Below are 23,301 nucleotides of genomic sequence, written 5' to 3' on the forward strand. Positions count from 1 at the left end.
AAAAGGGTGAATTATGCCGCATAATCCAGCCCGGCTGAATCCCCACCCACCTTTGCCTCCTTTGTCTCTTAACTTTCCCCTGGAACAATACTGGATCGTACCAAGCTTTGGTGGCCGCAATCCGCTTTCACTCGGGCGAGAATGCGCCAATAAGGGAACGTAGCGTGCCTATCAATGTCAGCGCCCATATCAGCAATGCGAACCAACCCCAATAATGCGAAATAACCGCCAGGGATTCATCCCCTGCCGCTTTCGCCAGGGCAAGCGTGCAAGCTGTGTACATTCCCATCGGAAAGACTCTGCTCCATGCCGGAGGATCATAAACCTGATATTGCCGGCCCAACGCCAGCCTGGACCAGGGAAAAACTTTAACGCACAGTGGTACGGGGTCGGCGATCCCGACGCGGATGAATTTACGAATATCCATGATTATCTGGTAGGGAATCCACAATGTGCCGACGACCCATGCAAACAGAGTCATCCATAATCCACACTCCCGTATACCGTTCCATGCGGGGAGGAGGGGCAAATGCGTGACAAAGTTCGCGCCTGCCAACGTAATGATTGCGGCGGCACCCATGCAGATCCAGTAAGGAGCGTCCCAGTCGGCAAGTTCGAACCGTCTGAAAAACAGGCAATAGGTTACCAGCGACACGATCACCAGGTACAGGATGAATCCGAGAGCCCAGAACGCACCCACTGCAAAGTAAACATAACCAGGCGGTGTTGCTATTGCCTCGACCAGATGAGTCGCAAGCAGGGCGACCGAGGCCGTGCCCACTGCAACCAGCAGCGTCGCACCGCTCACGATTTCGTGGATGGGTTTCGAGCGCGCGGAGACGAGATTGAGGACAATAGAATAAATGCACATGAACCAGCCAATCAGCGCCATCAGCCAAAGCGACGCTGCCAGCACGGTGGCATGCTCGAAGACAAACAGTTGCATGCCAATTGTATTGGTTCCCACCACGAATGTCAGAAACAGCCAGGCACGCCGCAGCGTCAGGAAATCCGCCTTCAGATCCGGCAGGAAAAATGCCATCCGCGCGATGAGGACGGTGCACAAGGCCAGATAGATAACCAGATTCAGTACGAAAAGCGCTTTTGCTATGATGGAAAAACCCATTGCTTCAAAGGCAAGCGATACGATACCGGTCGCCATCACCATGGCAAAGTAGGCGGGATGAAAATTCTTTACGCCGTTAGTGATGATAGCGCCGTATCGGCTCATGATAGCGCCCGTTCATGAGGCGGAAATGATCAAGGTTTTCTTGAAAGCAGCAGCAATAATAGTGGTACGCCCAGCAAAGCGGTCAATACGCCTACGGGCAACTGTTGGGGCGCCCATAGCGTGCGCGCCAGCGTATCCGCCAGCGTGAGAAAACTCCCGCCCAATAATACTGCCAGGGGCAGCAACCAGCGAAAATTGCTGACCCCCAGCAGGCGAACGGCATGCGGCACAATCAGGCCGACGAAACCGATGACTCCCGCGAGCATCAGTGCTGCAACGGTGGCAAGGGAGGCGCAAAAATAAATCCCTATTTGCAACGGTAGCACAGCCACGCCCAAAGTTCTTGCCTTCATTTGACCCAATGTGAGAACGTTCAGGCTGCCGGAAAAAAGCAGGCTCACGGCGGATACGAAAATGAGAGTTATCCAGGCAGGCAACGGTTCTTCGGCACGCGAAACATCGCCCATCAACCAGAACAGCATGCCCTTGACATCGCTCGCCGGCGCAAGGGTAAGAATCAGCGTTGTGAGCGCTCCGCAGCCAGCGGACAACACTACACCGGTCAGAAGCAGCCGGTAAAGATTCCAGTTGCCTGCGCGAAAACTCAGGCCGAATACAATGGCAACGGCCGCCAACGCTCCCGCCAGAGATGTCAGATTCGTCAGCAAAGTTCCCCACTCAAGGAGCATTGCAAGGAGTGCACCTACGGCTGCACCTCCGGAAACCCCCAGGATATACGGATCGGCGAGGGGATTGCGCAATAAAACCTGCAACAGCGCGCCCGCCAGTGCCAGAAGACCGCCGCAGGCAAATGCAGCCAGCACCCGTGGCAAGCGGAGTTGCCAGATAATCTGATGGGAGATGCTTTCGGTTGAAGACAGCAGCGCCTGAACGACGCTTGAAACCGGAATATGCACGCTGCCGAACAGCAAGCCGGTGAAAAGGCTGCCCATAGCCAGCAGACCGAAAAGAATCAGCAGCAGGGGGTAGGAATATTTGGCGAAGGTCGGCCCTGAGGTCATGCTGAGGTCATTTCGATGCGCAGACATGTCCCCGCCGGAATGAAGCGAGGGCGAACAATGCAACAATTCCTGGTTTCCGTCGGGTCGTTTCAGTATGGGCAGCATGGGCTGCTCTTTGCCACCCTCTCGCCCTCCCTATACCCCCACCTCTGACTACTATCGCAGGCTGATGATGGGCCACCCGTTTTTTTCCGCATGTGCCCTGAGTGTTGCGTCAGGATCAACCGCCACCGGGCGGGTCACTTTTTTAAGGAGTGGCAGATCATTCAACGAGTCGCTGTAAAACCAGCTTTCCAGGAAAGATAACCAGGTCAGGTTATGGTGGTCCAGCCAGCTTTCCAGGCGTACGATCTTGCCCTCCCGAAAACAGGGCGGGCCGGAAACCCTGCCCGTGAATTCGCCATCCCTCTGCTCCGGTTCGGTAGCGATGAGATGGTTTATGCCGAACGCCCTTGCAATCGGCCCCGTTACGAAACTGTTGGTTGCCGTAATGATGACGCACAAATCGCCCCCAAGCATGTGCCGATTGACGAGCTTGCGCGCCTGCGGCGTGATCAGGGGCAGAATTCTTTTTTCCATGAAATCCCTGTGCCAAGCATCCAGCTGGCTGCGCAGATGACGCGACAGGGGCTTCAACTGAAAATCAAGGAACTCCTGGATATCCAGAGTGCCGGCCTTGTACTGCTCGTAGAATTCGATATTGCGGGCCTCATGGACTTCGCGGTCGAACACCCCCTGCTCGATCAGGTGCTGTCCCCACTGGAAGTCGCTATCGCCTGCGAGCAGGGTATTATCGAGGTCAAACAGAGCGAGGTTCATGAGGCCGGCTGCAATAGCTCGCGTACCAGCGGAACAGTTATTTTCCGGTGACTCGCCAGTGAATATTTATCCAGTTCGTCAAGCTTCGCCATCAGGGAAGTCAAATCGCGCCGCTCATGCCGCAGCAGGTAGTCACATACCTCCTGAGGCAAAGCAAGGCCGCGGCTGCTGGCGTGGTTTTTCATGGCTTCCATTTTTTCCTCATCAGTCAGTTCGTGAACCTCATACACCAGGCCCCATGCAAGGCGCGTAAGCAGGTCTTCGCGCAGCTTCAACTGCCCGGGAGCAACAGAACCGCTTACCAGCAGGAACGCTTGCCCTTCATCACGGATGCGATTATAGAGATGAAACAGTCCGATCTGGGCATCGGCGCCAAGGCGATCCACGTCGTCCACCATCACGCAATCTGCCTCGCTGCCATTCGCAAAAGACGTTCTCTCGCCACACGCGAAATAAAGCGTGTTCATGTCATTGCGCTTGCACGCACTGGCCACACCCTGCAGCAGATGACTTTTTCCGCAACCCGTTCCACCCCATAAATAAACAAAACGCTCGTGCTCCCGCGCCATTAGAATGTTATCCAGGGTTTGCAACAACTCGGCATTGCGGCCCGGCACGAAATTGGACAAGGCTGGTGGCGGAGGGATTATGTCCAGCGGCAATTGCTTCATCAACGAGGGAGCTGTTACTGGATATCAGGATAAGAAACAGGCGATACGGACGCAGACGCAGATCGGGGTATCGGTATCGTCCGAAAAACTGCTATCAAATTCGAACGGTCAGGGGAACGGGGTTGAGGCTCCGTGTTAGGTTCCTTGGACGCCATTTGCGGTAAAATTGCGGCTTCAAACGCCACTCTATCTGTAATAGGACGAGAATTCAACTTGACCACATCCAAGCCCCCCGAAGAAAACCTCGCTCCGCTCTCTTACCACGCTGCCGGTGTCGATATCGACGCGGGCGAACGCCTGGTGGAAAACATCAAGCCCTACGCAAAACGCACCCTGCGCCCTGAAGTGCTGGCCGGTATCGGCGGCTTTGGCGCGCTTTTCGAAATTTCCCGAAAATTTAACCACCCGGTACTGGTAGCGGGTACGGACGGGGTAGGCACCAAGCTGAAGCTTGCGTTCGAATCTGGCAAACACGACACGGTCGGCGTCGACCTGGTTGCGATGAGCGTGAACGATATTCTGGTGCAGGGAGCAGAACCGCTGTTTTTCCTGGACTATTTTGCGTGTGGAAAACTGGACGTGGATACCGCCACCCGGGTAGTGAAAGGTATTGCCGCCGGGTGCGAGCAGGCCGGATGTGCCTTGATCGGCGGAGAAACCGCTGAAATGCCGGGCATGTATCCGGAAGGTGAATATGATCTTGCAGGTTTCGCTGTCGGCGCAGTCGAGAAGGATCGAATCATCACGGGCACAGCCATCGAGGCGGGCGACGCAGTGCTGGGGCTTGCTTCCAGCGGCGCCCATTCAAATGGCTATTCCCTGATCCGCAAGATCATCGAAAAAAATAATGCGGATTTGTCCGCCGATTTTCATGGCAAGGCGTTAATAGATGTAATCATGGCGCCTACCCGGATTTATGTGAAGCCTCTGCTCGAACTCATCAAGCATGTACCGGTTAAAGGCATGGCGCATATCACCGGCGGTGGTCTGCTGGAAAATATTCCGCGCATCCTGCCTGAAGGCCTTACGGCAGTACTAAAGAAAGAAGCCTGGGAGATGCCTCCGCTTTTTGCCTGGCTGCAGCGGGAAGGCAATGTGGCCGATAGTGAAATGCACCGCGTTTTCAATTGTGGCATTGGCATGGCCGTCATCGTGGCGCCGGAGTATACGGATGCCACCATGCAGTTGCTGCAATCAACGGGGGAAATCGCGTGGCGCATCGGCACCATTCGCGGGAGGCGCGCGGACGAAGCCCAGACGATCATCGAGTGAGCAGCGTGAAGCACTGAGGCACACACGGAACGAATCCCCCTGCTGATCCATGAAGTCTCTTGTAATCCTTATCTCCGGCCGCGGCAGCAATATGCAGGCTCTTATGGAAGCAAATCTCCCTGCCCGGATAGCCGCGGTCATCAGCAACAAGCCGGAGGCACCAGGACTCGATATCGCGCGCCGCCGCGGCTATGAAACCATTGTGCTGGACCAAAGGTCATACGCAGGTCGCGAGGTGTTCGACCAGAAACTTGCGGAGGTCATCGATGCCTACGCACCGGACCTCGTCGCCCTGGCCGGCTTCATGCGCCTGTTGGGGGATAGTTTTGTCAGCCGCTATGAGGGCAGGCTGATAAATATTCATCCCTCGCTGCTGCCCGCTTTTCCCGGTCTGCACCCTCACAGGCAGGCGTTGAAGGAGGGTGTGAAGGTGCATGGATGCACAGTGCATTTTGTCACCGCCGAAACGGATCGGGGTCCGATCATTATACAGGCGGCTGTTCAGGTTATACCTAGTGATACCGAGGAAACGCTGGCCGCGCGCGTACTGCAACAGGAGCATCGTATTTATCCTGAAGCCGTGCGCTGGTTCATGAAAGACCGGCTGAAGCTCTCTGATAACAGTGTTGAGGTGAGCGATGCCAATTTCGACGATTCTGTTTTATATTCACCGGGATTATCCAAATGAGATTTTTATTTCTAGCCCTGTTGTCGGGAGCAGTTTTTTTTGCTTTTCCCGCTTTTTCCGCTTGCAATGCCTGCGACACAGAAGTGCCCTCGCGGGTCGATATCAGTTATTCGGTTACATCCGGAAGCCTCGAAGCGGACATGAATGACACGCTGAAAATCACTCAGGAAAACGGCGAGCGCCGCTACAGTCTGTACAGCGAGGGCAAGGCCAAAGGCCTGTTGGCACTGACACAACCGGACAGCCTGGTGCGTGACAGTGAAGGCATCATCACGACGCAGGGAACGCTGCGGCCGGAGCGGTTTTCGGATCAGCACGGAAACAAGGTCCCCAAAGTGGCAATTTTCGACTGGGGCAAGAAACTGATCACCCTTCAGCATAAGCGCGGGGAAGAGCAAAAAGCGCTGCCTGCCGATGCCCAGGACAAGCTGAGCCTGCTCTACAGTTTCATGTTTACTTCCGCCCCCGGTAAAATGGTAAACCTGCATGAAACCGACGGAAAGCACCTGGAGCCGGTTTGCTATGCGGTCAGCAAGGAAACACTCGATACTCCAATGGGCAAGCTCGAAACGATCGTGCTAACGAAGCAGCTGGAAAAAGAAGGGGATCGGGATAAAAAAATCTGGCTTGCCGTCGATCACCATATGCTGCCGGTCCGCGTCGTGGCTACCGAGAAAATCGGCATCGTGACGGATCAGATGGTGACAAAAATAAGCTACGGAGAGTCGATGAACGGCATAAAGCAGGGCCGCCTGCAATAGGCCCAGCTGCGGCAAACCTGTAAAATCACCGGACGCTGAAGCGATTGTGCCGGGCAGCGCGTGCCACCTGCCCAGATACCTCTTTTGTGCCTGCCTGTCCTGGGGCTACTTTATGCCCGCTTTGTGCCCGCTTTGGGCTTCCCCCGAGCAGTATCGATAATTGATGACAATGCGTCTTACCCCTGCCCATCTCGACATGGCAACCGCTGCACTGCGCGCCGTGCTTCCACTGCAACATCCGGCCGATTCGTTACTGCGGCATTTTTTCCAGGACAATCGGAAACTTGGCGTGAACGATCGCGCGTTCATCGCTGAAACCGTGTTCGGTATTCTGCGCCACCGTTTTTTTCTGGAACGCGTCGTGGAAATTGCCACACCCCGCTCGCTCCTGCTGGCTTATCTGGCGAAATTCTCGGGAATGAACTTGCGCGAGCTGGCGCCCCTGGTGAGTGAAACAGAAGCAAAACGGCTTGCGGAAATGAAAGCCGTGCCGCTGGAATCGCAGCCACTTGACGTCCAGGCCGAATTTCCGGAGTGGTTGTTGGAAAAACTGCGGGAATTCATGGACGATGGCGCTATCCTTGACCTGGGCCGCTCGCTGCAAGCACCCGCGCCCCTCGACCTGCGTGTCAATACGCAGCTTGCGACGCGCGAGGAAGTCATCGAGCTGTTGGGAAAAGATGGAATCGAAGGAGCGCCGACGCCCTACTCCCCGATCGGCATCCGCCTCACCGGGAAGCCCGCGATCAACCGGCATGAAGTGTTCATGAGCGGCAAGATCGAAGTCCAGGATGAAAGCAGCCAGTTGCTGGGTTATCTGCTTGCGCCCAAACGCCGGGACATGGTAGTGGATTTCTGTGCGGGAGCGGGAGGAAAGTCGCTGATGCTGGGTGCGCTGATGTGTTCGCAAGGGCGCATCTATGCTTTCGATAATTCGGAAAAGCGGCTGAACAATCTCAAACCCCGCCTCAAGCGCTCCGGCTTATCAAACCTCCACCCTCAGCTTATCGCGAATGAAAACGACATAAAGGTGAAACGGCTGGCGGGAAAAATTGATCGGGCGCTGGTGGATGCGCCTTGCAGCGGGCTCGGAACCCTGCGGCGAAACCCGGATCTGAAATGGCGCCAGTCGCCGCAAAGCCTGGAAGAACTCAAGCGCAAGCAAGCCGCTATTCTCTCATCTGCCAGCAACCTGCTTAAACCGGGTGGCAGACTGGTTTATGCCACTTGCAGTTTCTTACCGGAAGAAAACCGGGAAATCGTCGAGAATTTTATTGCGAATAACCCTCGCTTCAGCCTGCTGAATTGCGCCGAGTTGTTGCACCAGCAAAAAATTCCGCTCGACACCGGTGTGTTTATGCAACTCCAGCCCAGGCTGCATGGTACAGATGGTTTTTTTGCCGCCGCGCTGGAATCAGGAAAGGCTCAAACATGATGTCATCGGACCGTAGCTCCTCCATGAAGCAATATCTGGCCGGCTGCCTTGCCATACTTCTGGCAACCTCTGCCGCAGCGTTTGAGCCGCCTTCCTATCGCAAGCCGCCCCCAGTCCTGTCCGCTTCCGGTACCGTGCAGGTTGCTTTCACGCCGGGGCAGGATGCGGGGAAACTGATTGCGGATGCCATCGATGGCGCCCGTACCCAGGTTCTGGTCCAGGCTTTCAGTTTTACCCATCGCAGAATCGCCGATGCTTTAATCGAAGCCAGGCATCGCGGAGTGGACGTGAAAGTCATTGCGGACAGGGAGCAGACCGAAAAAATTCCAACCAGTCTGATTGCAAGAATGGCGTCACAAGGTGTGCCGGTATTCATGGACTCGAATCATAGCAGTGCTCACAACAAGGTGATGCTGATCGATGCAGGCAGCGCGCAGGCTACACTGATTACCGGCAGCTTCAATTTCACCCATGCGGCGCAGCACAAGAATGCGGAAAACGTGCTCGTGATGCGCGGAAATTCCGCCCTGGTGGACCTTTACCTGGAAAACTGGCTGGAGCATTTCAAACATGCGCGGCCTTACCGCTGATTCAAGTGGTTCAGGCATGCGAACATGTGCTTCGCTGAACCGAAACACAGCATGAGGGGAAAGTAATCTACGCGTGCTAGAATCCGGCACCCACCCATCCATTTGCCCATCCATTTTCGGCACCGTCCATCTTCCTGTTTCAACGGATGCACTTCGACATTGAATTCCAGAGCCTGCTGAACAAACTGCTTGTCCATGCGCAGCAAATCCCCGTCCTGTGGCAGCTTGCTGTGCTGACTGCAAGCATGGGAATAGCGTGGTTGTTGCAAAGACAGTTCATGCGGCGCGCTCCGGCGCGTGTCACCGCCGGCGGGAAGTTAACCATCAGCGCACGCAGCCTGAGCCGGCTCCTGTTTCCATCTTTTGCGCTGATCTTTACTGTCGTCGGCAAGTGGGCACTGGAGTATTGGTATCCGGCGCACCTGCTCAATATCATTATCCCGATTCTGTTCGCGCTCGTCCTGATCCGGGCTGCGGTCTACATGCTGCGCAAGGTGTTTCGCCGCCAGGAGTGGCTGCGCCCGTGGGAACGATTCATCGGCTGGGCGGTGTGGATAGGATTCGCGCTTTATATCACAGGGCTTTTACCCGAAATTCTGGCCCTTCTCGATGACATTTCACTGCATGTCGGCAAGCAGCGCATTTCGATATTGCTGATCGCGCAGGGTTTCATTGCGTTCACCGTCAGCATGCTCGTGGCCGCATCGCTTGCCAGTTCGGTTGAAACGCGCATCATGATGGCGAGAGCGCTGAACATCAACCAGCGTGTCATTCTGTCGAAGATCAGCCGCACCATTCTGATCGTCATCGGCGTGTTGGTTGCGCTGCCCATGATCGGCGTGGACATTACGTTTCTGTCCGTGTTTGGGGGCGCACTCGGCGTCGGGCTCGGACTGGGGCTGCAAAAAATCGCGAGCAACTACATCAGCGGGTTTATCATCCTGCTGGACCACTCCCTCCATCTCGGCGATATAGTCACCGTGGATAACCGCAAAGGCGAGGTGACTTCGCTCACCACGCGGTATGTGGTACTCAAGAGCGAAGAAGGCACCAATATCCTCATTCCCAATGATGTTTTCATTACTTCGGCTGTCATCAACCATCCCTACTCCGATCGCCGATTGCGCCTTGTCTTTCCGATGCGGGTCAGCTACGACAGCCCGATCGAAGCCGCGATGAAGATCATGTCGGAAGCGGCAAAGAGGCGCCAGCAGATATTGGCCGATCCTGCGCCCGCAGTGTATCTCAAGGAATTCGTCGATGGCGGGATCGTTCTGGAACTCGTCGCGTGGGTGGAAGAAGCGGAGAAGAATCTGCCCGCGCTGCGGTCCGACATCAACCTCGATATCTGGCAGACATTCGGAGAAAACGGAATCAAGCGTTAACTGAAGGCTTTCAGCCACTTCAGCCACAGCATTCCGTTTATAGCTTCTGCCTCCACCCTGCCGTCAAGTTGGGGAATTATCCGGATTCCTGGCGCGGATGGTAATATTGTCCGGAAGAAAATCAGTGATATCCGAACTGTTATGGGCGCCTTGGTTTTTTATATCGTTATCTATTTCCTTGGCTATTACGCGGCCCACATGTTGAACGAACTGTCGGGCCGGAGGCTGATCGCAAACCGCCGCATGGCGGGTCTGGTTCTCGCTCTCCTGGTTGGAACAGCGCATGGCTACAAGATCATCAGCAGTCCGCCTCCTCATCATGGAGACGGAGCAGGCTTTGCGCTCGGCCTGTACGTACTCCTGCCTCTGGCCATCATTACGATAGCTGTCCTCTATCTCAACTGGCAGGATCGTCAGGATAACGAACGCTGATTTTATTGGAGCATATGACGATGCTGGCAGACGATGTGATCTACAGGGGTGTCTTAGCGTTGAATTCGCTTTGACTCTTCTTGGCCCGCTAAAGGCAAGCTTTTCACCGCTGCTCCTTCAAACCTGCTGATCACGTCTGTAACAAAATGCTCGGAAAAGCCTGCGATAAAAGACCAGAATATCAGTTTTGCATATTCTTTGTGTCCTTCTCCATGTTGCTCGAAAATCGACAGGAAGCTTTCGGAGGATGAATTGCTGTCAGGCAGAAAAACGGGAAATAGATCGCCAGACAGCAAACCGGAAAGAAAAAGTATAAAAAGCAAAAAAGCCAATACACCCCCAACCAGGGGAGAAAGAGCGGTGTAAACCCAGGATTCCGCTATTAACTCCAGATCGAACAAAGTCAAATCTTTCAGGCGGCGTTGCAGACCGACAAATCCGCCAATCACGCCACTGGCGAATACGAGCAGCGGCACTATATAGATGGACTCCCTCAATAGGGCAGCAGCGGTCAATGAGATGCCATAAAGAATAACCAGTGCGATGAAAAGACGCCGCGTAACGGAAATCAGCAGTCGAGCAGGAATATTATTTGACTTAACGGCTTCCGTGGCAGAGTTATCTGGCTCATCCATATGGAGCGTGGCTTTACGCGGTTTTTTTCTGGATGAACTCGATCTTGTAGCCGTCAGGATCTTCCACGAAAGCGATCACGGTGACGCCGTGCTTCATCGGGCCTGCCTCGCGTGTAACCTTGCCGCCCCGTTTCTTCACTTCCTCACACGCCTGGTAGGCGTTATCGACTTCGATCGCAATATGCCCGTAACCGGTGCCCAGATCATATTTGCTGGTATCCCAGTTGTGGGTGAGCTCCAATACCGTTCCCTCAGCCTCATCCTGATAACCGACAAATGCGAGGGTAAACCTGCCCTCGGGATAATCTTTCCGGCGCAGCACTTTCATTCCCAGCACTTCGGTATAAAAGGCAATCGACTTTTCCAGATCGCCCACGCGCAGCATGGTATGAAGTATGCGCATTCAGATTTCCACCATCTCAAAATCTTCCTTACGCGCTGAACATTCGGGACAGGTCCAGTTCATCGGAACATCCTCCCACCTTGTTCCGGGCGGAATACCTTCCTGCGGAGACCCTTCGGCCTCGTCATATACATAGCCGCAAATCAGGCACATATAGCAACGGTAGACACGCGCTTCGGTCGTTTCGGTGGTAGTCATGATGAGTAAAGGTATTTGGGTTAAAATATCATTTTACGGTATTAGTTCATGTCTCAGCCACCCCCCATCGTACTTTCTTTTGCTGCCAGCGACTCTACCGGGGGCGCCGGTATTCAGGCTGATATTCTCACTCTGGCCAGCATGGGATGTCATCCCCTTTCGGTCGTCACTGCCGTGACGGTGCAGGATACGGCCGGGGTAGATGATGTAATGGCGCTGGACGCAGAATGGGTGACGGATCAGGCACGCGCAGTTCTTGAGGACATGCCCGTGCATGTGTTTAAAATGGGTTTGCTGGGCAGTGTGGAAATTATTGCAGCGATTGCCGAAGTGGTTTCGGATTATCCCAACATTCCGGTCGTGCTGGACCCTGTGCTTGCGTCGGGCCGTGGCGATGAACTCGCCAATGAGGAAATGGTCGCTGCCTTGCGGGAATTGCTGCTGCCGCAGGCAACCATCATCACGCCCAACAGCCTCGAAGCGCGGCGGCTGGCGCAGGATTATGAGGATGAGTCCGATATGCCGGATTTGCACCAGTGCGCAGCCCGACTATTGCGTCTGGGATGTGAATATGTATTCGTTACCGGAACCCATGAAAACACTTCGCAGGTGGTGAACACCCTGTACGGAACTACCGGCATCGTGCGCACGGATGCGTGGAATCGCCTGGCTGGCTCCTATCATGGATCAGGCTGCACACTCGCCTCTGCTATCGCCGCCACGCTTGCCAATGGATTGCCTATTGCAGAGGGCATATATGAAGCGCAGGAATACACCTGGCAGTCACTGAAAGCCGGGTTCAGGCCTGGAATGGGACAACATCTGCCAGACAGGCTATTCTGGGCGCGTGATGAGAACAGTGTCGAGGATCGAAATCAGGCGATGTAGCGCTGCCCCGCGGCGAGAAATAACCGGTCTATATGCGATCACGCCAGATACAGGAGATACAGCGAGTCTGGTTGCGATGACACGGAACGCGCTTGCCGGAGGTACGCGACTGGTTCAATACCGCAGCAAAACGATGAATGAGGAGCTGCGCCGGGAACAGGCGCGCGCGCTCTCCCATCTCTGCCGCGAGTATGAGGTTCCCCTCCTCATCAACGATCATGTCGATCTTGCGCTCGAGGTTGGGGCGGATGGCGTGCATCTGGGACGGGAAGATGCACCCATTTCTCAAGCCCGGCTTAAGCTGGGCCACGAAAAGATCATCGGGATTTCCTGCTACAACGAACTCGAGTCTGCCATCGAAGCCGAGTGCAATGGAGCGGATTACGTTGCTTTCGGAGCTTTTTTTACTTCCGTCACAAAGCTCGATACCGTGCCTGCTTCCATTGACCTGCTACAGCAGGGAAATCTTGAAATCAGGATTCCCATTGTCGCTATAGGCGGCATCAATAGCGATAATGCCCTGGAGTTGATCAACGCCGGTGCGGATGCTGTAGCGGTCAGCAACGCTCTGTTTGGGGCACGAGATATCCGGTCCGAGGCCGGCAAGTTTTCCGGGTTATTCAAGCGTCAGCCGTTTCATCCCTCCTTGTCAAGGACCAGCCAATAATGTCACGTAACCAGCAATTGTTCGAGCAGTCGCAAAAATTCATTCCCGGTGGCGTCAACTCGCCGGTTCGCGCCTTCAAATCGGTGGGCGGTACGCCGGTTTTTTTCAGAAAGGGTGAGGGGGCCTATGTATGGGATGCGGATGACAAGTCCTACATAGATTACGTTGGCTCCTGGGGACCTCTGATTCTGGGGCATGCCCATCCGGAAGTGATTGATGCGGTCTATGCGGCAGCAAAAAACGGTCTGACTTTTGGGGCGCCCACCGAGGCGGAACTGGAGATAGCGGAACTGCTGTGTCGACTGGTGCCCTCTATTGAGCAAGTGAGGCTGGTAAGCTCCGGGACCGAAGCCACCATGAGCGCCATCCGGCTTGCGCGGGGTTATACCGGTCGGAATCGCATCATCAAGTTTGAAGGCTGCTATCACGGCCATGACGACGCCCTGCTGGTGAAGGCTGGCTCCGGCGCCCTTACTTTCGGTCATCCAAGTTCCGCGGGTGTTCCCGCTGAAACGGCTTCCAGCACGGTTGTGCTCGATTACAACGATCTCGCCGGTGTTGAACAGGCTTTCGGTCAGTTCGGCGCCGAAATCGCGGCCGTCATCGTCGAGCCCGTGGCGGGCAATATGAATCTTATCGCACCTCGCCCCGGCTTTCTGCCGGGTTTGCGCGAATTGTGCACGCGCCACGGCAGCGTGCTGATCTTCGATGAGGTGATGACAGGCTTTCGCGTCGGACTTGAGTGTGCCCAAGGGCTTTACGGAATAAAACCCGATCTCACCACGCTGGGCAAAGTGATCGGCGGCGGTATGCCAATGGCTGCATTTGGAGGCCGGCGAGAAATCATGCAATGCCTCGCGCCAGTGGGGGCTGTCTACCAGGCGGGTACGCTTTCGGGAAACCCGGTCGCGGTCGCTGCCGGCCTCGCTACATTGAAGCTGGTGCAGGCACCGGGATTCTACGACAGACTGACCGCCCGTACCCGCGCACTCACCGAAGGGCTGGCCACAGCCGCCAGGAAACATGGCGTGGTTTTCTGTGCACAGGCGGTAGGGGGCATGTTCGGGCTTTATTTCCGGGAAACGCTACCGGAAAGTTACGCTGAAGTGATGAGCTGCAACCGCGATGCTTTCAATGGATTCTTCCACGCCATGCTCGAGAAAGGTATTTATTTCGCCCCGTCAGCATTTGAAGCCGGATTTGTTTCCGCGGCACACGGTGATGCTGAAATCAGCAAGACGCTAGCCACTGCTGAACAAATCTTCGCGCGGAAATAAAAACAGCGGGCAGTTGCCGCTGATAGCGAGGCAGTATCTTCCTCTGAAGATACTGCCCTGCGAACACAGGCTTAGGCTTGACTGCTGGGGTTGGACCGCATTCTGCCCCGCTCCCTCTCCGCGGCGGTCTTGCCGAACTCCGATCACGCGGACGGACTGCCTCCTGCTGACGGCATCCTGCGCCTTATAGTCATCCCAGTCATCCCGACTTTATCAACATCGCCTCTGTGATAACTTCGCGATAACTTCGGAATCCCCTGACTTTTATTACTTGCGCAGACCCGAAATAAACTCGGACACCGCCTGCATTTCTTTTTCGCTCATCCGCGTTGCGATCACGTGCATAACCTTGTTCGCATCGTTTGCCCGCTGTTCTGTCCGGAAGGCGCGCAATTGGGCAAGAGAATACTGTGCATGCTGGCCGGCGAGCCGGGGATAAACAGGAGGAATGCCGGCGCCATTGGGGGAATGGCAACTGGAGCAAGCGGGAACACCGGTTTCAAGATTTCCGCCCCGGTATATTTTTTCCCCTTCCTCGGCGAGTTCCTTGTTGTTAGCCACCCCGGCCTGGGGTTTCTGCTTGGCGTAATAAGCTGCGAGATTCCTTACATCCTCGTCGGAAAGCGGCGCAACCATGGCTGACATCACCGCGCTTTCGCGCTCTGCCGGCTTGCCGTCCTGCGACTTGAAATTATTGAGCTGCTTGATGATATACTCGGCATGCTGTCCAGCGAGATTCGGATTTTCAGGAATCATACTGGTGCCACTCGCGCCATGGCAGGCGATGCAAACCTGGGTGGCGATTTCCTGACCTTTAGCCGCATCTCCTGCCGTTTTGACAGGCTGAGGCGCTTCCGCAAAAACGTGGCTAGACAGGGCCAATGCAGCCGATGCGATAATCATCGAAATTAGCTTGATGCCTTGCATTCCTGGGACTCCGAAGAAAGTAATTGGTATTTTGATTTGACTACCCATTTTAAGGCAAAGGCCGTATAACAACAACAATAACAATAACAATGACATTATCCGTAATGAGAGCATTATTTTTTCTATTGTTGTTTATCAATCTCGCTTTCGCGTTATATATCCAGCTTGAACCGGACGAAAGCAGGACTCCCCTCCCGGCAGAGCTTCAAGCGAAAACCGGACCTTCATCAGAGGCCGCCCCGCCACCCCCATCTATTTGCCTGGAATGGGAAGCCTTTGCCAAACCGGATGTGGTCCATGTCGAAGCAGCCATTTCCCGGCATAATCTCGATGGCAAATTGAAATCCCGGACCATGGGCCTGGTGCCCTACTATTGGGTGCACATTCCCCCGCTCACAAATAAAAAACATGCGGAGCAAAAGATAGGAGAGCTCAAGCGGCGCGATATTACCACCTACCAGATCGTGGAAGGTGACAGCAAGTGGAATAATGCGATTTCGCTGGGATTTTTTGAAAAAATCGAAGACGCCCGCGCTTTTCTGGCAGCCCTGAGGAATAAACGGGTCGTATCCGCTATTATCGGGGCAAGGAATGTCGAGCAGGTCAAATTCGTCGCGGAGAACTCCTCGCCGGATCTGGAAGGGCAACTGGAAAAGTTAAAGGCGGAATTTCCGAATAGCCGTATCACCAGGACCACTTGCGAGCCAAGTGCAGGAACGCAGGGCAAGGCGAACACGACGGCGCAATAAAGAGCTTGGAAAAACTCCTGAACCAGAATGCTCTTTTCCCGCTCCGCCTGCTTCTCCCTCCTGTCATGCTCATGGATGTGTGATTTTCAGGGAAGTATTCTTCCGCTGCAGTTTTTCTGACCTTGCTGCGGATCAGCAAGTCTTGCAATAAGATATTCCTATCCTCATCATATAACTTTTCATTCACATTTATCGGCTCATGGCTTTGGAATCTGTATGACGCTGCATCTCAAATCCCCTGATGAAATAGAGAAAATGCGGGTAGCGGGCAGACTTGCATCGGAAGTGCTGGATTACATCACGCCGTTTGTTAAGCCTGGAGTGACGACCGATGAGCTTGACAAGCTGTGCCACGATTACATGGTGAATGTGCAGGATACCATTCCTGCGCCTCTCAATTATGCCCCTCCCGGCTATTCGCCTTACCCGAAATCCATCTGCACCTCGGTCAACCATCAGGTTTGTCATGGTGTACCGGGGCATAAGAGACTCAAATCAGGGGATATCGTCAACATCGATGTAACCGTCATCAAAAACGGGTATCACGGTGATACCAGCCGGATGTATCTCGTCGGCGAACCCGGCATTCAGGCGAAGCGCCTGTGCAAGGTAACCTATGAAGCAATGTGGCAGGGCATTGAAATCATCAAACCCGGAAAACGTTTGGGGGATATCGGCCACGCCATTCAGCAGTATGCGGAAGAACATGGATACAGCGTGGTGAGGGAATTCTGTGGTCATGGAATCGGGGCAAAATTCCATGAAGAACCACAGGTGCTTCACTACGGCCGCGCCGGCACAGGGCTCGAACTCAAAGCTGGAATGATCTTCACCGTCGAGCCGATGATCAACGCCGGCAAGCCCCAGATTCGCCAATTGGCCGATGGCTGGACCGTTGTCACAAAGGATCACAGTCTGTCGGCGCAATGGGAACATACTGTGCTCGTCACGGAAACAGGATACGAAGTGTTGACACAGTCGGGCGGCACGCCGCTAAAGCCCGTCCTTCCTTCCTGAGGACAATGAAGGGGCTGAATGCAAAACCTTTCAGCCACGAAGCGGTCAGGCAGAAGCTGCTGAGCGGCCGCGAGTCGTTGCAGCGCCGCTACCACGAGAACAGAAACGGCGCAGCCCTGCTGCGGGATCACAGTCGCCTGGTAGACGGCATTCTCCGCCAGGTATGGCATGAAATGAACATGCCCGGCTCTATCGCCCTGCTGGCCGTGGGCGGGTACGGCCGAAGACAGCTTTTTCCCTATTCCGATATCGATCTGGTGGTATTGCTTCCGGACAAGGGGAGCGCTGGCGAGGCAATGGACAGTGAACTCGAAACGCGACTGGAGCGCTGGGTAGGATTGCTGTGGGATGTCGGCCTGGATATCGGCCACAGCGTGCGCACTGTCACGGAATGTGCCGAAGAGGCAGCCAACGACATTACCGTGCAAACCAGCCTGCTTGAAGCCCGCCCTCTTGTCGGCAACCCCCATCTGTTCGATCGGTTCCTGCAGGTGATGGAAGCCATGATCGCACCCCGGAAATTCTTCGTCGACAAGCAGTTCGAACAGCAGCAGCGTCATAAGCGATACCAGGACGCGCCCTACAAGCTCGAGCCGAACATAAAAGAGGGCCCAGGCGGACTGCGCGATCTGCAAAACGTACTGTGGATCAGCCGTGCCGCCGGATTCGGAAAGACCTGGTCGGAGCTGGCGAAAAAAGGCTTCATCACCCGCCGCGAGGCCAGACTCATCCAGCGTCAGCAGGCTGTGCTGCAAGACCTCCGCATCCGGTTGCACTACCTCGGTGGCAGACGCGAAGACCGCCTGTTATTCGATTACCAGAATTCCCTGGCCGAAGAACTTGGCATCGCTGGGAAGCCGCCGCGCCGCCCCGGAGAGATGCTGATGCAACGGTACTACCGCGCCGCGAGATCGGTGACACAGGTCAATACCATTTTGCTGCTTACCCTGCATGCGGAAATTTTTCCGGACGAGGAGGCAGTGACGACGATCATCAATGAGCGGTTTCAGAAGCGCGGCGACCTGCTGGAGATACGCGACGAGGATATTTTTGAGCGAAATCCCGGCGCGATCCTGGAAAGTGTTCTGCTACTGCAACAGTATCCTGACCTCAAAGGCAGAAGCGCCGCAACGTTGAGGGCAATGTGGCGTTCGGCACCGCTCATTACGGCTTCATTTCGCCGCGACCCGCATCATTGCGCCATGTTCATGGAAATACTGCGTCAACCTCGCGGACTGACACGCGAACTCCGGTTGATGAACCGCTACGGCATTCTGGGGCGCTACATTCCTGCTTTTGGCCGAATTGTCGGCCAGATGCAACATGATCTCTTCCACGTATATACAGTGGATGAGCACATCCTGATGGTCGTGCGAAATCTGCGCCGCTTCATAGCGCCCGAATTCGCCTATGAATATCCGCTCTGCAGCAGACTCATCAATGAATTCGAGCAGCCTGAATTACTCTATCTTGCCGGATTGTTCCACGACATTGCTAAAGGTCGGCAAGGGGACCATTCCTTGCTCGGCATGGCCGATGCAAGGCGCTTCTGTGAACGGCACCGAATACCTGCGGAAGATACCGAACTGGTCGTCTGGCTGGTGGAAAATCATTTACGCATGTCCGCCACGGCACAAAAAAAAGACATAGCGGATACGGACGTCATTGCGGACTTCGCCACAAGTATGCGGGATGAACGCCATCTCATCGCGCTTTACCTGCTCACGGTTGCGGATATCCGGGGCACCAGCCCCAAGGTATGGAACGCATGGAAAAGCAAGCTGCTGGAGGATCTGTTTCACCGCACCCGGCAGTATCTTTGCGGCGAAACGGCGCCCACCGACATTTCGCTGGAAAACCGGAAAAACAAGGTGCTGCAACTGCTACATCCAGATGATGGAGCGATGCGCGCCTACGAGCGGTTCTGGTCGGGGCTCGATTCCAGCTATCTGATGATGCACGATCCCCGGGAAATTGCCTGGCACACCCAGCACCTGAGCCAGAGGATGAAGTCCCCGACACCGATAGTCAAAACACGCACTGCTGAAACCGGGGCAGGGGTAGAGGTACTGGTTTATACGGCCGACCAGAAGGACCTGTTTGCCCGCATCTGCGGTTTTTTCGACCGTATCGACTACAATATCGTCCAGGCAAAAATCCACACGACCCGCGAGGGGTACGCGCTCGACAGCTTTCTGGTACTGGACCCCTTCAATGTGGCAAACCATGATCCGCGGGAGTTTCAGTTCATTGAGCAGGAGCTGACACAACAATTGGAGCAGCAGGCTTTACTGGCGACCCCCGTGAAAGGGCGCCTAAGCCGCCACCTCAGGCATTTTCCGATCACGCCGCAAGTCAGCATCGAGCCAGACGACAGCGGCGCCTATTATGTGCTGTCCATCACGGCGGGCGATCAGCCTGGGTTGCTCTCGCGCATTGCGCAAGTGCTCGTGCAGTTTGGATTGAACGTCCATAGCGCCAGGATAAACACATTGGGCGAGCGTGCCGAAGATATCTTCCTGATTACAGGAGGCATTTTGAGCGACTCCAGGTCGGTGATCCAGCTCGAAGCAAACCTGATAAAGGTGCTGCACACGTCACCGCAACCGGAGGGATCCGAAAAAGCGCCCGAAAAGCCTTCTGCCGAAAACCGGATTACCCCGCGCTGATCCGCGCCGGTTCCTTATCGGATTCGGATGTCTCAGGTTGCAACTCGGCTTCGGAATATCCGAGACGTGCCCGTAACAGGTGTGCGGCTTCCACCATTTGCTTCAAGGCGGTCATGACTTCCCCCCATCCCCGCGTCTTCAGCCCGCAATCGGGATTGACCCATAGCTGGTCGGGATCGATCACCTGGCAGGCTTTCTCCAGCAACTCCAGCATCTCCCGCGCGCGAGGAATCCGTGGGGAGTGTATGTCATAGACGCCCGGCCCGATCTCGTTGGGATATTTGAATAGGCCGAACCCGTCCAGCAGCTCCATGCGTGAACGCGACGTCTCAATCGTGATTACATCTGCATCCATATCGGCAATGGCGGGAAGGATATCATTGAATTCCGAGTAGCACATATGGGTGTGTATCTGGCTATCATCCCTTACACCCGAGCTGGCGACACGGAAGGCATGCACCGCCCATTCCAGGTATGCGTTCCAATCACATTTTTTTAATGGCAGGCCTTCCCGAAAAGCGGGCTCGTCGATCTGGATAATCGCAATTCCCGCCTTCTCCAGATCCACAACCTCGTCCCGAATGGCAAAGGCGAGCTGCAGCGCGGTGGCAGAGCGCGGCTGGTCATCACGCACGAACGACCACATCAGCATGGTGACGGGACCGGTCAGCATTCCCTTGACCGGCTTTCCGGTCTGGCTTTGCGCATACCGAATCCAGTCGAGCGTCATGGGCTCGGGACGGTAAATATCTCCATATAGAATGGGCGGTTTCACGCAGCGCGAGCCGTAGCTTTGCACCCATCCATTCTCCGTGAAGACATAACCCCACAACTGCTCGCCAAAATACTCGACCATATCGTTGCGCTCGGCCTCGCCATGCACCAGCACATCGAGCCCGATTTCTTCCTGCTTTCTGATCGCCAGCCGTATCTCGTCGCGCATCGCTTCAAGATATTGCAAATTGCCGAGTTCTCCTTTCCTGAAAGCCGCACGCGCTTTGCGTATCTCCGCTGTCTGAGGAAATGACCCAATGGTTGTAGTAGGCAAAAGCGGAAGTTGCAGCCGCTGCCGTTGCAGTTTCTGCCTGATCTTGAACGGGCTCTTGCGCCGGCCATCCTGTTCAGTCAGTCGATTCAAACGGTCCTGCACCACCGGATTGTGAATGCGCGATGACTCCCGCCGAGCCCGTCTCGCCGCGGCGGAGGCATCCAGCTGCTGGCGTATCGACTGCTCACCCTGATTCAGCCCTCGCCCCAGGATAGAGATTTCTTTTAATTTCTGTACCGAGAATGCCAGCCAGTTTCTTATTTCAGCCTCTAGATTGTTCTCCAGTTCCAGATCCACCGGACAATGCAGAAGGGAGCAACTGGGGGCAATCCAGAGCCTCTCCCCGAGGAGGGATTGGGCGTGCGACAAAACGGAGAAGGCGTGGGCGAGATCTGCCCGCCAGATGTTACGCCCATCGATAATGCCCAGGGACAGCACTTTTCCGGCTGGGTAATCCTCCAGAAAAACACCGAGTTGACCAGGCGCCCGGCACAAATCGATATGCAGGCCCTCCACGGGCAGCCTCTTCAATCTCATTGCATGATTGCTCACACCATCGAAATAAGTTGCTAAAAGAATTTTAGGAAGCCGGGCAACTTCCTGCGGGTCATCAGGTTCCGTCGCAATTTCTGGCCCATGTCCCCCCTGTCCCTTTGAGTGGGAGTTTGTCTGTTCGCGCAATTCAGCATAGGCGTGATCCAGACCCCGCAGCCAGTCTTCATCCAGGCCGAGGGCCAGCACCGGCTCGTCGAGCTGTACCCACTCCACGCCAAGCGATGCAAGCCGGGCGAGAATATCGCGATATACCGGTAGCAGTTGTGGTAACAAATCCAGGCGGCTGAATTCCTGTGCATCCTGCCGGGCAACCTCTTTTCCAAGATACAGGTAGGTCAACGGCCCGATCAACACGGCCTTAGGCTTGATGCCGAGCGCCTGCGCTTCGGCAACTTCCCTGAAGAGTTGCTCGGAACCTATACGAAAGCAGGTGTGCGGATCGAATTCCGGGACGATGTAATGATAGTTGGTGTCGAACCACTTGGTCATCTCCATCGCAGGCTGATCGGCAGTGCCGCGCGCCATGGCGAAGTACAAGTCAAGCTCCGTTTCACCCTTCCCTGCTCCGAAGCGTTCAGGTATTGCACCCAGCAGTGCAGTCATGTTCAGCATCTGGTCATAAAGGGCGAAATCGCCCGCGGGAATGAGGTCAATACCCTGTTCCCGCTGTAAAAGCCAGTGCTGCTTCCGCAATTCCGCTGCCGTGGTTTTGAGTTGCTCATCATCGATATCGCCGCGCCAGTATGCTTCAAGTGCGCGTTTCAGTTCCCGTTGCGCGCCAATGCGCGGAAACCCCAGGTTATGTGTCAGTGCCATTGGTCATTCTCCTCGATCGTTCGGTCCCACTTCAATTGGAGTTCTGTGGAGTTACTGACAATTTTGTGGCAGACTTAGTTATGAATCAAATGAAATATTATAAAATATCAATGAATATAATTCATAACCTATACGTGACGATGACTTCCCTCTCTCTGCTCGAACTCCGACACCTACGCACCCTCGCAGCCCTGGATGAAACAGGCAGCGTCTCACGTGCGGCAAAACGCGTGCATCTGACCCAATCGGCCTTGTCGCACCAGATCAAAGTGTTGCAGAACCATTACGGCTTACCGATAATGCGCCGCCAGGGGCAAAGCATCGAACTCACCGAAGCGGGAAAGCATCTGGTCGCATTGGCGCGCAAGGTACTTGAGGAAATACAGGCTACCGAACGAAATCTTGCCAAAATGTCGGAGCATGCCTCGGGTAGCTTACGCATCGTGCTGGAGTGCCATACCTGCTTCGACTGGCTGATGCCACTGATGGACGCCTTCCGCCAGAACTGGCCGGAGGTCGAACTCGATCTGGTTTCGGGGTTTCACAGCGATCCCATCCAGCTTCTGGAAGAAGGCGGCGCGGATGTGGTGATCGGATCGGAGCAGGTCGAGCGGCGCGGCATCGTTCACCACTCGCTCTTTCGCTTCGAAATTCTTGCAGTGCTGGCGCCGGAACACCCGCTACGCGCGAAGAAAATCCTGCATGCACGCGACTTTGCCGGCGAAACGCTGATTACCTATCCCGTGCCGGAAGAACGTATCGATCTTATCCGCAACGTGCTAAGACCGGCAGACGTTCAACCCGAGCGGCGCACAGCCGAGCTTACGGTGGCAATCCTGCAACTTGTCGCCAGTCGGCGGGGTGTTGCGGCGCTGCCCAGTTGGGGCCTTAAAAACTATGTAGAGCATGATTATGTGACCGCGCGACGGATCGGTTCACAGGGACTGTGGAGCGACTTATACGCGTCAACGCTGGCGGAAACGGCCACACGGCCCTATCTGCGCGATTTTCTAGTTACTGCAAGGAATACGTGCTTTGCAACGCTGGATGGAATCATTCCCCTGGAGCCGGCGGAGCAATAGGTAACAGATGGGAACCAAGTCGGGAGAAACAGTTGTGGAGAAGAAGCAGAGAAGAAGTATAAAG

At 55.1% G+C, this 23,301-nt stretch carries 23 protein-coding genes; 14 read left to right on the plus strand and 9 right to left on the minus strand.

Features of this window, described 5'->3' with window-relative positions; translation table 11 throughout:
- Window positions 1-127 precede the first annotated feature (127 nt).
- From ACZ5BW_RS13880 to hda, 4 genes are read right to left on the minus strand one after another with little or no spacing between them, the layout of a single operon-like run.
- Window positions 128-1,231: a tellurite resistance/C4-dicarboxylate transporter family protein gene (locus ACZ5BW_RS13880; RefSeq protein ID WP_464540967.1), complete on the minus strand. Its 1,104-nt coding sequence runs from the start codon at window positions 1,229-1,231 to the stop codon at window positions 128-130.
- A gap of 29 nt (window positions 1,232-1,260) precedes the next feature.
- Window positions 1,261-2,358, minus strand: coding sequence for a FecCD family ABC transporter permease (locus ACZ5BW_RS13885; protein ID WP_464540969.1), 1,098 nt, complete (start codon window positions 2,356-2,358; stop codon window positions 1,261-1,263).
- A 51-nt stretch (window positions 2,359-2,409) separates the two neighbouring features.
- Window positions 2,410-3,072 carry a histidinol-phosphatase gene (locus ACZ5BW_RS13890; protein ID WP_464540971.1) on the minus strand — a complete coding sequence of 221 codons (663 nt, stop codon included), beginning with the start codon at window positions 3,070-3,072 and terminating at the stop codon, window positions 2,410-2,412.
- Window positions 3,069-3,743 carry a DnaA regulatory inactivator Hda gene (gene hda, locus ACZ5BW_RS13895; RefSeq protein WP_464540973.1) on the minus strand — a complete coding sequence of 225 codons (675 nt, stop codon included), beginning with the start codon at window positions 3,741-3,743 and terminating at the stop codon, window positions 3,069-3,071. The genes ACZ5BW_RS13890 and hda overlap by 4 nt, the downstream gene beginning before the upstream one ends.
- 213 nt (window positions 3,744-3,956) lie before the next feature.
- Here hda and purM point away from each other — a divergent pair, with 213 nt between their 5' ends.
- The 7 genes from purM (at window position 3,957) to ACZ5BW_RS13930 (ending at window position 10,306) form a co-directional block, all read left to right on the plus strand.
- A complete protein-coding gene (purM, locus tag ACZ5BW_RS13900) occupies window positions 3,957-5,015 on the plus strand; it encodes a phosphoribosylformylglycinamidine cyclo-ligase (RefSeq protein WP_464540975.1) in 1,059 nt (352 codons plus the stop codon).
- 49 nt (window positions 5,016-5,064) lie between these two features.
- Window positions 5,065-5,703 carry a phosphoribosylglycinamide formyltransferase gene (purN, locus tag ACZ5BW_RS13905; RefSeq protein WP_464540977.1) on the plus strand — a complete coding sequence of 213 codons (639 nt, stop codon included), beginning with the start codon at window positions 5,065-5,067 and terminating at the stop codon, window positions 5,701-5,703.
- The gene (locus ACZ5BW_RS13910; protein WP_464540979.1) at window positions 5,700-6,464 is read left to right on the plus strand and encodes a DUF3108 domain-containing protein; all 765 of its coding nucleotides are present in this window, start codon (window positions 5,700-5,702) and stop codon (window positions 6,462-6,464) included. Before purN ends, ACZ5BW_RS13910 begins: the two co-directional genes overlap by 4 nt.
- A 169-nt stretch (window positions 6,465-6,633) precedes the next feature.
- Window positions 6,634-7,899 carry an RsmB/NOP family class I SAM-dependent RNA methyltransferase gene (locus ACZ5BW_RS13915; RefSeq protein WP_464543719.1) on the plus strand — a complete coding sequence of 422 codons (1,266 nt, stop codon included), beginning with the start codon at window positions 6,634-6,636 and terminating at the stop codon, window positions 7,897-7,899.
- Window positions 7,896-8,489 carry a phospholipase D family nuclease gene (locus ACZ5BW_RS13920; RefSeq protein ID WP_464540981.1) on the plus strand — a complete coding sequence of 198 codons (594 nt, stop codon included), beginning with the start codon at window positions 7,896-7,898 and terminating at the stop codon, window positions 8,487-8,489. Before ACZ5BW_RS13915 ends, ACZ5BW_RS13920 begins: the two co-directional genes overlap by 4 nt.
- Window positions 8,490-8,635: 146 nt before the next feature.
- Window positions 8,636-9,874: a mechanosensitive ion channel family protein gene (locus ACZ5BW_RS13925; RefSeq protein WP_464540983.1), complete on the plus strand. Its 1,239-nt coding sequence runs from the start codon at window positions 8,636-8,638 to the stop codon at window positions 9,872-9,874.
- Window positions 9,875-10,015: 141 nt separating this feature from the next.
- Window positions 10,016-10,306 (plus strand): hypothetical protein, encoded by a 291-nt coding sequence (locus ACZ5BW_RS13930; protein ID WP_464540985.1) that lies wholly within the window; start codon window positions 10,016-10,018, stop codon window positions 10,304-10,306.
- Window positions 10,307-10,359: 53 nt separating this feature from the next.
- Here ACZ5BW_RS13930 and ACZ5BW_RS13935 read toward each other — a convergent pair whose 3' ends face one another.
- The 3 genes from ACZ5BW_RS13935 to ACZ5BW_RS13945 form a co-directional block, all read right to left on the minus strand.
- Window positions 10,360-10,755, minus strand: coding sequence for a hypothetical protein (locus ACZ5BW_RS13935; protein ID WP_464540987.1), 396 nt, complete (start codon window positions 10,753-10,755; stop codon window positions 10,360-10,362).
- 199 nt (window positions 10,756-10,954) lie between these two features.
- A complete protein-coding gene (gloA, locus tag ACZ5BW_RS13940) occupies window positions 10,955-11,344 on the minus strand; it encodes a lactoylglutathione lyase (protein ID WP_464540989.1) in 390 nt (129 codons plus the stop codon).
- On the minus strand, window positions 11,345-11,542 hold the full coding sequence (locus ACZ5BW_RS13945) for a rubredoxin (protein ID WP_464540991.1): 198 nt from the start codon (window positions 11,540-11,542) through the stop codon (window positions 11,345-11,347). It abuts the gene before it with no gap.
- A gap of 48 nt (window positions 11,543-11,590) precedes the next feature.
- Here ACZ5BW_RS13945 and thiD point away from each other — a divergent pair, with 48 nt between their 5' ends.
- From thiD to hemL, 3 genes are read left to right on the plus strand one after another with little or no spacing between them, the layout of a single operon-like run.
- Window positions 11,591-12,430: a bifunctional hydroxymethylpyrimidine kinase/phosphomethylpyrimidine kinase gene (gene thiD, locus ACZ5BW_RS13950; RefSeq protein ID WP_464540993.1), complete on the plus strand. Its 840-nt coding sequence runs from the start codon at window positions 11,591-11,593 to the stop codon at window positions 12,428-12,430.
- The gene (gene thiE, locus ACZ5BW_RS13955) at window positions 12,393-13,097 is read left to right on the plus strand and encodes a thiamine phosphate synthase (protein ID WP_464540995.1); all 705 of its coding nucleotides are present in this window, start codon (window positions 12,393-12,395) and stop codon (window positions 13,095-13,097) included. Before thiD ends, thiE begins: the two co-directional genes overlap by 38 nt.
- Window positions 13,094-14,374, plus strand: coding sequence for a glutamate-1-semialdehyde 2,1-aminomutase (hemL, locus tag ACZ5BW_RS13960; RefSeq protein WP_464543720.1), 1,281 nt, complete (start codon window positions 13,094-13,096; stop codon window positions 14,372-14,374). The genes thiE and hemL overlap by 4 nt, the downstream gene beginning before the upstream one ends.
- Before the next feature lie 267 nt (window positions 14,375-14,641).
- On the opposite strand, the gene ACZ5BW_RS13965 is transcribed toward hemL, so the two are convergent.
- Complete coding sequence (locus ACZ5BW_RS13965; protein ID WP_464540997.1) at window positions 14,642-15,301, minus strand: c-type cytochrome; 660 nt, start codon at window positions 15,299-15,301, stop codon at window positions 14,642-14,644.
- A gap of 104 nt (window positions 15,302-15,405) precedes the next feature.
- On the opposite strand from ACZ5BW_RS13965, the gene ACZ5BW_RS13970 reads away from it, so the two are divergent.
- The 3 genes from ACZ5BW_RS13970 to ACZ5BW_RS13980 all read left to right on the plus strand — a co-directional run bounded on the left by ACZ5BW_RS13970 (window position 15,406) and on the right by ACZ5BW_RS13980 (window position 19,736).
- Window positions 15,406-16,050, plus strand: coding sequence for an SPOR domain-containing protein (locus ACZ5BW_RS13970; protein ID WP_464540999.1), 645 nt, complete (start codon window positions 15,406-15,408; stop codon window positions 16,048-16,050).
- A 171-nt stretch (window positions 16,051-16,221) separates the two neighbouring features.
- A complete protein-coding gene (gene map, locus ACZ5BW_RS13975; RefSeq protein WP_464543721.1) occupies window positions 16,222-17,067 on the plus strand; it encodes a type I methionyl aminopeptidase in 846 nt (281 codons plus the stop codon).
- Window positions 17,068-17,072: 5 nt separating this feature from the next.
- Entirely contained in the window at window positions 17,073-19,736 is a 2,664-nt protein-coding gene (locus ACZ5BW_RS13980; protein WP_464541001.1) for a [protein-PII] uridylyltransferase, read from the plus strand.
- Here ACZ5BW_RS13980 and metE read toward each other — a convergent pair.
- Window positions 19,723-22,155: a 5-methyltetrahydropteroyltriglutamate--homocysteine S-methyltransferase gene (gene metE / locus ACZ5BW_RS13985; protein ID WP_464541003.1), complete on the minus strand. Its 2,433-nt coding sequence runs from the start codon at window positions 22,153-22,155 to the stop codon at window positions 19,723-19,725. The genes ACZ5BW_RS13980 and metE overlap by 14 nt on opposite strands.
- 140 nt (window positions 22,156-22,295) lie before the next feature.
- Here metE and ACZ5BW_RS13990 point away from each other — a divergent pair, with 140 nt between their 5' ends.
- On the plus strand, window positions 22,296-23,237 hold the full coding sequence (locus ACZ5BW_RS13990; RefSeq protein ID WP_464574174.1) for a LysR family transcriptional regulator: 942 nt from the start codon (window positions 22,296-22,298) through the stop codon (window positions 23,235-23,237).
- The last annotated feature ends 64 nt before the right edge of the window (window positions 23,238-23,301 follow it).

Source organism: Nitrosospira sp. TNL300 (genome assembly GCF_055385915.1).

Excerpts from the sequence above, each read along its gene's own strand:
- hda (WP_464540973.1), bottom strand. The coding sequence starts at position 3,743 with ATGAAGCAATTGCCGCTGGACATAATCCCTCCGCCACCAGCCTTGTCC.
- ACZ5BW_RS13965 (WP_464540997.1), bottom strand. The coding sequence starts at position 15,301 with ATGCAAGGCATCAAGCTAATTTCGATGATTATCGCATCGGCTGCATTG.
- purN (WP_464540977.1), top strand. The coding sequence starts at position 5,065 with ATGAAGTCTCTTGTAATCCTTATCTCCGGCCGCGGCAGCAATATGCAG.
- ACZ5BW_RS13970 (WP_464540999.1), top strand. The coding sequence starts at position 15,406 with ATGAGAGCATTATTTTTTCTATTGTTGTTTATCAATCTCGCTTTCGCG.
- ACZ5BW_RS13920 (WP_464540981.1), top strand. The coding sequence starts at position 7,896 with ATGATGTCATCGGACCGTAGCTCCTCCATGAAGCAATATCTGGCCGGC.
- thiD (WP_464540993.1), top strand. The coding sequence starts at position 11,591 with ATGTCTCAGCCACCCCCCATCGTACTTTCTTTTGCTGCCAGCGACTCT.
- ACZ5BW_RS13915 (WP_464543719.1), top strand. The coding sequence starts at position 6,634 with ATGCGTCTTACCCCTGCCCATCTCGACATGGCAACCGCTGCACTGCGC.
- ACZ5BW_RS13880 (WP_464540967.1), bottom strand. The coding sequence starts at position 1,231 with ATGAGCCGATACGGCGCTATCATCACTAACGGCGTAAAGAATTTTCAT.
- thiE (WP_464540995.1), top strand. The coding sequence starts at position 12,393 with ATGAGAACAGTGTCGAGGATCGAAATCAGGCGATGTAGCGCTGCCCCG.
- ACZ5BW_RS13910 (WP_464540979.1), top strand. The coding sequence starts at position 5,700 with ATGAGATTTTTATTTCTAGCCCTGTTGTCGGGAGCAGTTTTTTTTGCT.
- gloA (WP_464540989.1), bottom strand. The coding sequence starts at position 11,344 with ATGCGCATACTTCATACCATGCTGCGCGTGGGCGATCTGGAAAAGTCG.
- ACZ5BW_RS13890 (WP_464540971.1), bottom strand. The coding sequence starts at position 3,072 with ATGAACCTCGCTCTGTTTGACCTCGATAATACCCTGCTCGCAGGCGAT.
- ACZ5BW_RS13990 (WP_464574174.1), top strand. The coding sequence starts at position 22,296 with ATGACTTCCCTCTCTCTGCTCGAACTCCGACACCTACGCACCCTCGCA.
- ACZ5BW_RS13945 (WP_464540991.1), bottom strand. The coding sequence starts at position 11,542 with ATGACTACCACCGAAACGACCGAAGCGCGTGTCTACCGTTGCTATATG.
- ACZ5BW_RS13930 (WP_464540985.1), top strand. The coding sequence starts at position 10,016 with ATGGGCGCCTTGGTTTTTTATATCGTTATCTATTTCCTTGGCTATTAC.
- ACZ5BW_RS13980 (WP_464541001.1), top strand. The coding sequence starts at position 17,073 with ATGAAGGGGCTGAATGCAAAACCTTTCAGCCACGAAGCGGTCAGGCAG.
- ACZ5BW_RS13925 (WP_464540983.1), top strand. The coding sequence starts at position 8,636 with ATGCACTTCGACATTGAATTCCAGAGCCTGCTGAACAAACTGCTTGTC.
- ACZ5BW_RS13885 (WP_464540969.1), bottom strand. The coding sequence starts at position 2,358 with ATGCTGCCCATACTGAAACGACCCGACGGAAACCAGGAATTGTTGCAT.
- metE (WP_464541003.1), bottom strand. The coding sequence starts at position 22,155 with ATGGCACTGACACATAACCTGGGGTTTCCGCGCATTGGCGCGCAACGG.